This window comes from Vibrio sp. 1F169 (genome assembly GCF_041439605.1).
Taxonomy (GTDB): domain Bacteria; phylum Pseudomonadota; class Gammaproteobacteria; order Enterobacterales; family Vibrionaceae; genus Vibrio; species Vibrio tasmaniensis_A.
Genome location: NZ_JBGOOI010000048.1, coordinates 1 through 7,503 on the forward strand (window position 1 = coordinate 1; position 7,503 = coordinate 7,503).

General features: G+C 41.9%; 5 protein-coding genes. 3 read left to right on the top strand and 2 right to left on the bottom strand.

Annotated features, from left to right (window positions below):
- Positions 1-157: 157 nt before the first annotated feature.
- On the top strand, positions 158-487 hold the full coding sequence (locus tag ACED53_RS16410; RefSeq protein ID WP_029225525.1) for a TusE/DsrC/DsvC family sulfur relay protein: 330 nt from the start codon (positions 158-160) through the stop codon (positions 485-487).
- Between the two features lie 54 nt (positions 488-541).
- Here the strand turns inward: ACED53_RS16410 and yccX are convergent, their stop codons facing one another.
- A complete protein-coding gene (gene yccX, locus ACED53_RS16415; protein WP_009846636.1) occupies positions 542-829 on the bottom strand; it encodes an acylphosphatase in 288 nt (95 codons plus the stop codon).
- Between the two features lie 88 nt (positions 830-917).
- Here yccX and ACED53_RS16420 point away from each other — a divergent pair, with 88 nt between their 5' ends.
- Together ACED53_RS16420 and ACED53_RS16425 are read left to right on the top strand one after the other, a co-directional pair.
- Complete coding sequence (locus ACED53_RS16420; protein ID WP_017101274.1) at positions 918-2,321, top strand: methyl-accepting chemotaxis protein; 1,404 nt, start codon at positions 918-920, stop codon at positions 2,319-2,321.
- A gap of 129 nt (positions 2,322-2,450) precedes the next feature.
- Positions 2,451-3,644, top strand: a complete 1,194-nt coding sequence (locus ACED53_RS16425; RefSeq protein ID WP_017101275.1) for a class I SAM-dependent methyltransferase — start codon at positions 2,451-2,453, stop codon at positions 3,642-3,644.
- Positions 3,645-3,738: 94 nt separating this feature from the next.
- Here the strand turns inward: ACED53_RS16425 and ACED53_RS16430 are convergent.
- On the bottom strand, positions 3,739-7,503 hold a 3,765-nt coding region (locus tag ACED53_RS16430), incomplete at its 5' end, for a VWA domain-containing protein (protein WP_371715270.1).

A 7,503-nucleotide genomic window follows, 5' to 3' on the forward strand; every position in this document is an offset into this window, starting at 1 on the left:
ACTTACTACCGTTTTTGTTTTGAGTTCCCGCTAATCCGCGATGAACCTTTTTTTATCCATAAGTGCAATATTTTTTGAGATAGCTACAATTTCTGTTGAGAAAGATAAACTTGGTCATGTACTCTATCCGGATAGTTAATTGGACTCTGGATTAAACATGTTTGAATATAACGGCAAGCAAATCGAAACCGACGCTCAAGGTTATCTGTTGGATTACACTCAATGGGAAGAAGGTATGATTGAAATTCTTGCTCAAGATGAGGAAATTGAACTTACTGATGCACACTTAGAAGTCGTACATTTTGTAAGAAGCTTTTACGAAGAGTTCAACACCTCACCAGCGGTTCGCATGCTCGTGAAAGCAATGGAAAAAGCTCACGGTCCAGAAAAAGGCAACAGTAAGTACCTTTTCAAATTATTCAAAAAAGGCCCTGCCAAACAAGCAACCAAGCTCGCCGGTTTACCTAAACCAGCAAAATGCTTGTAGAACTAAAATAGCGCTAGGTTGATCTCAACGTAAAAAGTTAAATACTGTAGTGTCCTACAGTATTTTAAACTCCCCTACACGTACGTCCTGCCGCTCATGATCTTTAACTTGATGCATGACGACATTGTCTACTGTTGCGCTCGGTGGTCCAAGATTAAGCCAAGCGTGTAACTTCTCAAGTTTCAGCACCTCTCCGACCGCTAACACTTCAACTCGACCATCATTTAGGTTCTTTGCATAGCCGGAAATGCCCAAATCCTGCGCCTGCCTACTGGTGTGATAACGAAATCCAACACACTGAACTACGCCTGACACGACAAAAATATACTGCAGAGTATCCATAACGTTGCCTCATAAATTATATGGATGATATAGTTGCGATTCTATTCATTCACCATTTATTGGTGGGCTTACTTCGAGTATTACAATTATGAAAGAAATCCCGTTTCGTTGGATTGACAAATATCTCATTCACCTAAAAATCCAAGAAAAGTTCTATCTACTATTCTTATTACCTCTTATCGCCCTGGTTATACTGACTTTAGTTTTAGATAGCGCCGCGGACTCTTTACTTGCTCACCTTTATCAGGATGAATTGCTCCTGATGAAAGGGCTGATTGAAGCTGGACAACTCACTAAAGATCAGGTGTCTCAACTCATTAGTAATTCTGAAACCATCTCTTTAGGATATGGTGCAGGATCTGTTTCTGTCATGAATGGCGCCTTCAGTTTAGTCGCAAGCCATGACCAAAACTTATGGTCAGCTCTATCTACTACTCAGGTATCGATTATTGCAGTAACTCTCACGTTGATCGCTCTAGGGGTTTACTACATCATGACTTTCATTGGTGGTGCTATGTTCTCGATGAACAAAGCACTCAGCACACTTGCGAGTGGCGATTTAACTTGTCGCATGAACTACTTTTTAGTTCGCGATGAGTTCAGTGAAATTGCTATTACTATCGATAAGGTTGCCGAGCGTGAACAAAACATGGTTCTCTCAATCCAAGAGTCCGTTGCTCTCATGCAGCAAATCAGCTCGGATTTGAACCAATCAACGCAACAAAGCTCAGATATCTCAAGTAATCAACAAGAGCACTTGAATAGCCTCGCCAGCGCAACTGAACAAATGGCAGCAACGATTCGCGAAGTCGCTACCCTTGCCCATGATTCAAGCACTCAAACAATGGACGCTCGTGGTGTCGCACAAAGTGGTCAAGTTAAGGTTTCTAATACTTTGGAATCGATCTCTAGCTTATCCCAAGAGATTCAATCGGCTTCGCAAGCAGTAGAAGAACTCGATGCTAATGCAGCGCAGATCGATGAAGTAGTCGCAACCATCAATGGTATCTCTGAACAAACTAACCTGTTAGCGCTAAACGCTGCGATTGAAGCTGCTCGAGCTGGAGAGCAAGGCCGTGGTTTTGCAGTTGTTGCTGATGAAGTTCGCGCTCTTGCCGGACGAACTCAACAAGCGACAGTTGAAATCCAGAGCATGATCGAGTCGTTACAGCGTAACAGCCAATCATTAACAAAACTGATGGAAGTGACAGTAAACAATGCCAGTGAAGGCCAAACACTGATGTCGGAAGTGAACGTTGAGATCGGTTCTTTAGCTGAGAAAAACCAGTCTATTTCTGATAGTAGTACGCAAATTGCTACTGCTGCAGAAGAGCAAGGTGTCGTTGCGGATAACATTGCACAAAGTGTTGAAGAGATTCGTCATCAATCAGACGGCATCTGCGAGATGATCAGTAAGAGTAACTCTAACGTTGACCAACTTCGTAAGCAGAGCGATACGATGGAAGGTTTGCTGACAGGTCTTAAAGCTTAATACTGACATCTAACCACCATCTAATGATGGTTCAATACAAGGGCTGCTTTTGCAGCCCTTTCTTATTTGCTTTTCCCTTGTACTTCCCCGACAATACCCCTCCTTCAAATTCAACAAACAGAGTAAATTATGACTCCTTCAATTCATCTAGCTAAAGGCCGAGATAAATCACTACGCCGTAAACACCCTTGGGTATTTTCACGCGGTATCGATAAGGTCGAAGGCGAACCACAACAAGGTGAAACTGTAGACGTATATGCTCAGAATGGTCAATGGCTAGCAAAAGCGGCTTACTCACCAGAATCTCAAATTCGAGCTCGTGTTTGGACATTTGAAAAAGAAGAAATTAACAAAGCGTTCTTCGTAAAACGAATTCAAGACGCGCAATCACTGCGTGAAGACATCATTGAGCGTGATGGTTTAACTGGCTACCGCCTTACCGCTGCAGAGTCTGATGGACTGCCAGGTATCACTATCGACAAATATCAAGACTACCTAGTTTGCCAACTACTAAGTGCGGGCGCTGAATTCAATAAGAGCGTATTGGTTGAAGCTTTAATTGAATGCTTCCCAGACTGTAATATTTACGAGCGTTCAGACGTAGCAGTTCGTAAAAAAGAAGGCCTAGAACAAGTTGTTGGTGTACTTCACGGTGAAGAGCCACCAAAATCTATCGTCATTGAAGAAAACGGCGTCAAAATCAGCGTAAACATCATGGAAGGCCACAAAACTGGCTTCTACATGGACCAACGTGATAGCCGTAAAGAGTCAATGAAGTATGTTAAAGGCAAAGATGTGCTTAACTGTTTCTCATACACTGGCGGCTTTGGTCTTTACGCACTGAAAGGCGACGCAAAACGTGTAATCAACGCAGATGTGTCTCAATTAGCTCTTGATACAGCTGAGTTCAACGCTGAACTCAATGAATTTGATATTTCGAAAAAGCGTGCTGTATTCCTAAACGCAGACGTATTTAAACTACTTCGTGAATACCGAGATCAAGGCACTAAGTTTGACGTCGTGATCATGGACCCACCAAAGTTCGTTTCAAGCAAAAACAACCTAACATCAGGTGCTAACGGCTACAAAGATGTAAACATGCTTGCAATGCAAATCCTAAATCCTGGTGGCACTCTACTCACCTACTCTTGCTCTGGCTTGATGGGCACTGATTTATTCCAAAAAATCATCGCTGACGCAGCTCTAGACGCTGGCAGAACAGTAAAATTTGTCGAGCGCTTCGAGCAAGCAGCCGATCACCTTACAGACACCGCCTACCCAGAAGGTTTCTATCTGAAAGGTTTTGCCTGTAAAGTGTTGTAACCGAAGCGTGTTATAACTTCAATGTAAGGTCTTCTTCAGCGCGATTACTTTACTAAATTAAGATATAAAAAAAGGGCCTTTCGGCCCTTTTTGTTTAGTTATCGTAAATTTTCAATATATCGTTTAATAGTCCACTCACATCTGAAATTGAACCGTTAGTGATATAACTATCAAATTGTTCAGCGCTATCTTGCAATATGATCTCCTGAGTTTTTCCACCATCTGTCACAGTCAACTTAAGATCTGCCGTTGACATATTATCTGCACCTTCAAGAGAAATACCAATCTTACTGCTTTGAAGTAGGCTATTAATACTGTCAGAAGAATCTGTATGGAGTAGATCGGAAATATCTATTTTATCATCACCCTTAGTAAAGTCTGTAATTGTGTCTTTCTCACCATGACGAACACCAGAACCTTGGTCGACAAACTTGAAGATATCATCATCACTACCGCCGGTTAAAATATCGTTACCAATACCACCGATAAGAATATCATCGCCAGATCCGCCTTTAAGTGTATCGTGACCCGTACCGCCTCGAAGACCATCGTTACCTTCACCGCCATCAATGACGTCATCGCCTGACCCGCCGAATATAACGTCTGAGCCACCTTCTCCGTAGATATAGTCACTACCGCCGCCACCATGAGCAACATCCAAGTTTGCTGTACTGTTATTAGTAGCAGCTATCTCACTATCTTCACCTTGGTTAGGGTTAAGTATTACGTTCGAATCGCGACCTTGAGTGAAAACATCTTTAATATAAGTGTTTATCGCATCTTGGTTAGACGCTTGCCCAGTATTTTGGTCCAAGACAGCATGACTATCACCAAGATAAATCACATCATCGCCCTGGCCAGTCCAAACAGCATCGCCAGCATCACCAACATTGATTGAAACACCTTTGTTGATATCAACATTGTCTACAATCTTGTTGTAACCCGCTTGTCCATTGGTTACTGCAGGTGATCCTATCCAACTCAAATTATCATGAAGAACTTTAACAGAATCGATCATCTTGCCTGTAGACGACACATCTACGCTGCCTTTTGAACCCATTACATCAAATGAAATATGACTGCTACTTGTATCACCATCACCATCTTTTAATGTGTAATCGAAGTCTACGGTTTCAGGTCTAGCTTGTGGTTTGCCACCAAATTTGTACGAACCCGTATCCATATCGATACTCAAAGTGTACTTGCCATCGACCGTAACTTTTAACTCGTTTGTTGATTCATTTTTGGTAAAGCTGATCTTAGAGTTCTGTCCTGTAGAACTGATAGTTGAACCATCAAAATTAAAAGTTACGCCATCAATAACTAACTGACTAACATAACCACCATCAGCGCCAAAGCCACCATTAGTTACCAATGAACCATTAACGGTTTGAATTATTGGCTGGGTCAATATATCTGTTAGTTGGCTCGACGAATCAATAACTATCGCTGAAGAGTCTGTTCCCGTCAGACCATCGTGAGAAACCAAATCAATTTGGCCTTTGTCAAGATAACCTCCAGTTATACCTATAGCTTGAGAAGTAATACCATTATCATCTAAATGTTTAGTCCAAGTTTTGGCTTCCCAATAATCTATCCTATCATCTTGGTTTGGAATTCCATCAGTAATAAAGTAACTGACGTTATTCGCATCAGGGAGCTTACTATCTTCGTCATGGTCCCATGAAGTACGGGCTTTACGTAAAGCATCATCATAATCAGTATTATTCTTAGGTTTTAGCTTATTGATTTCTGTAATAGCTTCACTAACAGAGAACCAAGATTTACTACCGTCATGTATGAGTTTAGCGTTGCCGGTAAATGTCACTATTTGGACTTTTACATCGCCAAGCGTGTCATATTGCTGGAGCATCTTAGCAAGAGATTCTTTTAAAATAGCTAAACGAGTCTTACCAGCAACGCCAGAATCGTAGCCCATAGAGCCAGACACGTCGATTACCAACTGAATATTCGTATCTGATTTTGTTTCTGGGGTAACTGGCACATCAATAGCTGTTGCAACAGGCTGATCATCTTCAATCGAAACCGTAATTTGCCCCCCTGAACTCTTAAGCCCCGAAGTGTCTTTAGCAATGACCGGGATCTGAATGACTAGATTGTCTTCGCCATTAGTATTGGGGTGATCTACCGGAGCTTTCAATTGTATGTCGTAGTGACCATTTCTATCCAATGTTGCTTCAATAACAACTTTTCCGTTAGCAGTACCAGTAAGTGCATGACCATCAGGCGATACCGCCCAATCAATAGTATGCCCTTCTGATGTCAAAGGCTGACCGGTCGATGTTGTAATGTTAATTGAACTTGATTCACTAAATACAGTGTCAGACCAGTTACCATTGGCATCGGTAATAGACAAATCCCCCTGAACAGAGTGTCCATCAGTAGAATCACTCGGCAAACCTATCGTATCCGTAATACCCCCACTAAGAGCTTCTTCAGACACACTGACTGACTGATTCCTGATGACAGGTGCAACTTCATTGTCGAGTATCGAGCCAGTACCTGTGTCGCCACCAATAGTAATCGTGTAATTTTCAGTATTTTCTACAAGAACGTCATCTAATGTCGGAACAATAACTTTAAAGTAAGATACGCCTTTAGGCACAATAATAGATTGCTTATCTGCACTCAGTTTAACGCCATCCGTAAACGAAATGTCTGCTTTTCTAACATCACTACTATTCGGGAAGTTAAATGAATATTTAACTTCTATATCAGAAGAACCTGTAAGTGCAACACTGTACTCCAACACTCCACCTTCTTTAACAGCAAGAGCATCGGACACACTTATTGCGGGTTTATCAGAAGCATCTTCATTTATAGAGCCCGTAGCTGATACACCGTGCTGACCGCTATTGATGATTACATCTTTACTAGCATCAGTTGAAGATTGGAAAGGTATCTCACTCAACTTAATTCCAAAGTCTTCTGATGTTTCGAAACGGTTATCATTTACTGTATCTACATTAACTTTGAAATCCGTAACTTTCGCAGGAAGTGTGAATGTTCCATTCACTTCATTTACCGAAATAGTCTTAATCACTCCGCCAGAAACATAAGTGACTGTAACCCCAGCAAACGGCTTACTACTGTCTGCGGCTAAATCCTCAAGGTTTGCTTTGCCAACGCCATTAGAAAATTCAAACTCGACTTTCATCTCAATCGACGCTTCAGACACCTTCGATAGTTGCCCATCAAATACGGCCGTGCTTCCTTCATCAACAGCATTAGCATTCGTCAATGTAAGCGTAGGGTTATCTGAATGATCTAACTTGATTGTACCTTGACCTTTCAGATCAGAATTCGCTTCATCAATACTTGACGTTCCACCTACCTGAGATTTTGTATCTACAATGTGAAGTCCAAAACGTTCAGTCCATTCAAACTTATCGTCTTGTACGGTTTGAACTGTTACACGAAGTTCAGTTCTTCCTGCCGGAATTTCTACATAACCGTTAACGACATTTGCAACTTGGAAATCGCCGTTAGCATCTTTGTATTCGTAAGTTAGGCTATTGGTATCGATGTCATCAAATTCAGTATCGTAACCATTCGTTGTCGCTTCAAATTTAACATACTGTTTTTCAGAAGAGGCTTCATTTAATGTCACTTTAAAGGATGCTTTATCACCTTCATTCACAGGCACAGCATCGTGGACTTTGATAGTTACGTCGTTATCAATGATGGTCGCGGTGTTGCTTTCGCCGCCCACGGTTAACGTGAACGTCTCGTTCGCTTCGTCAATCGTGTCTTGAGTCGTCGCCACAGTCGCCGTAAATGTCGTCACGCCCGCGGGAACGGTGATTTGCTTGGTCGCAGGATCGTACGTTACGCCATC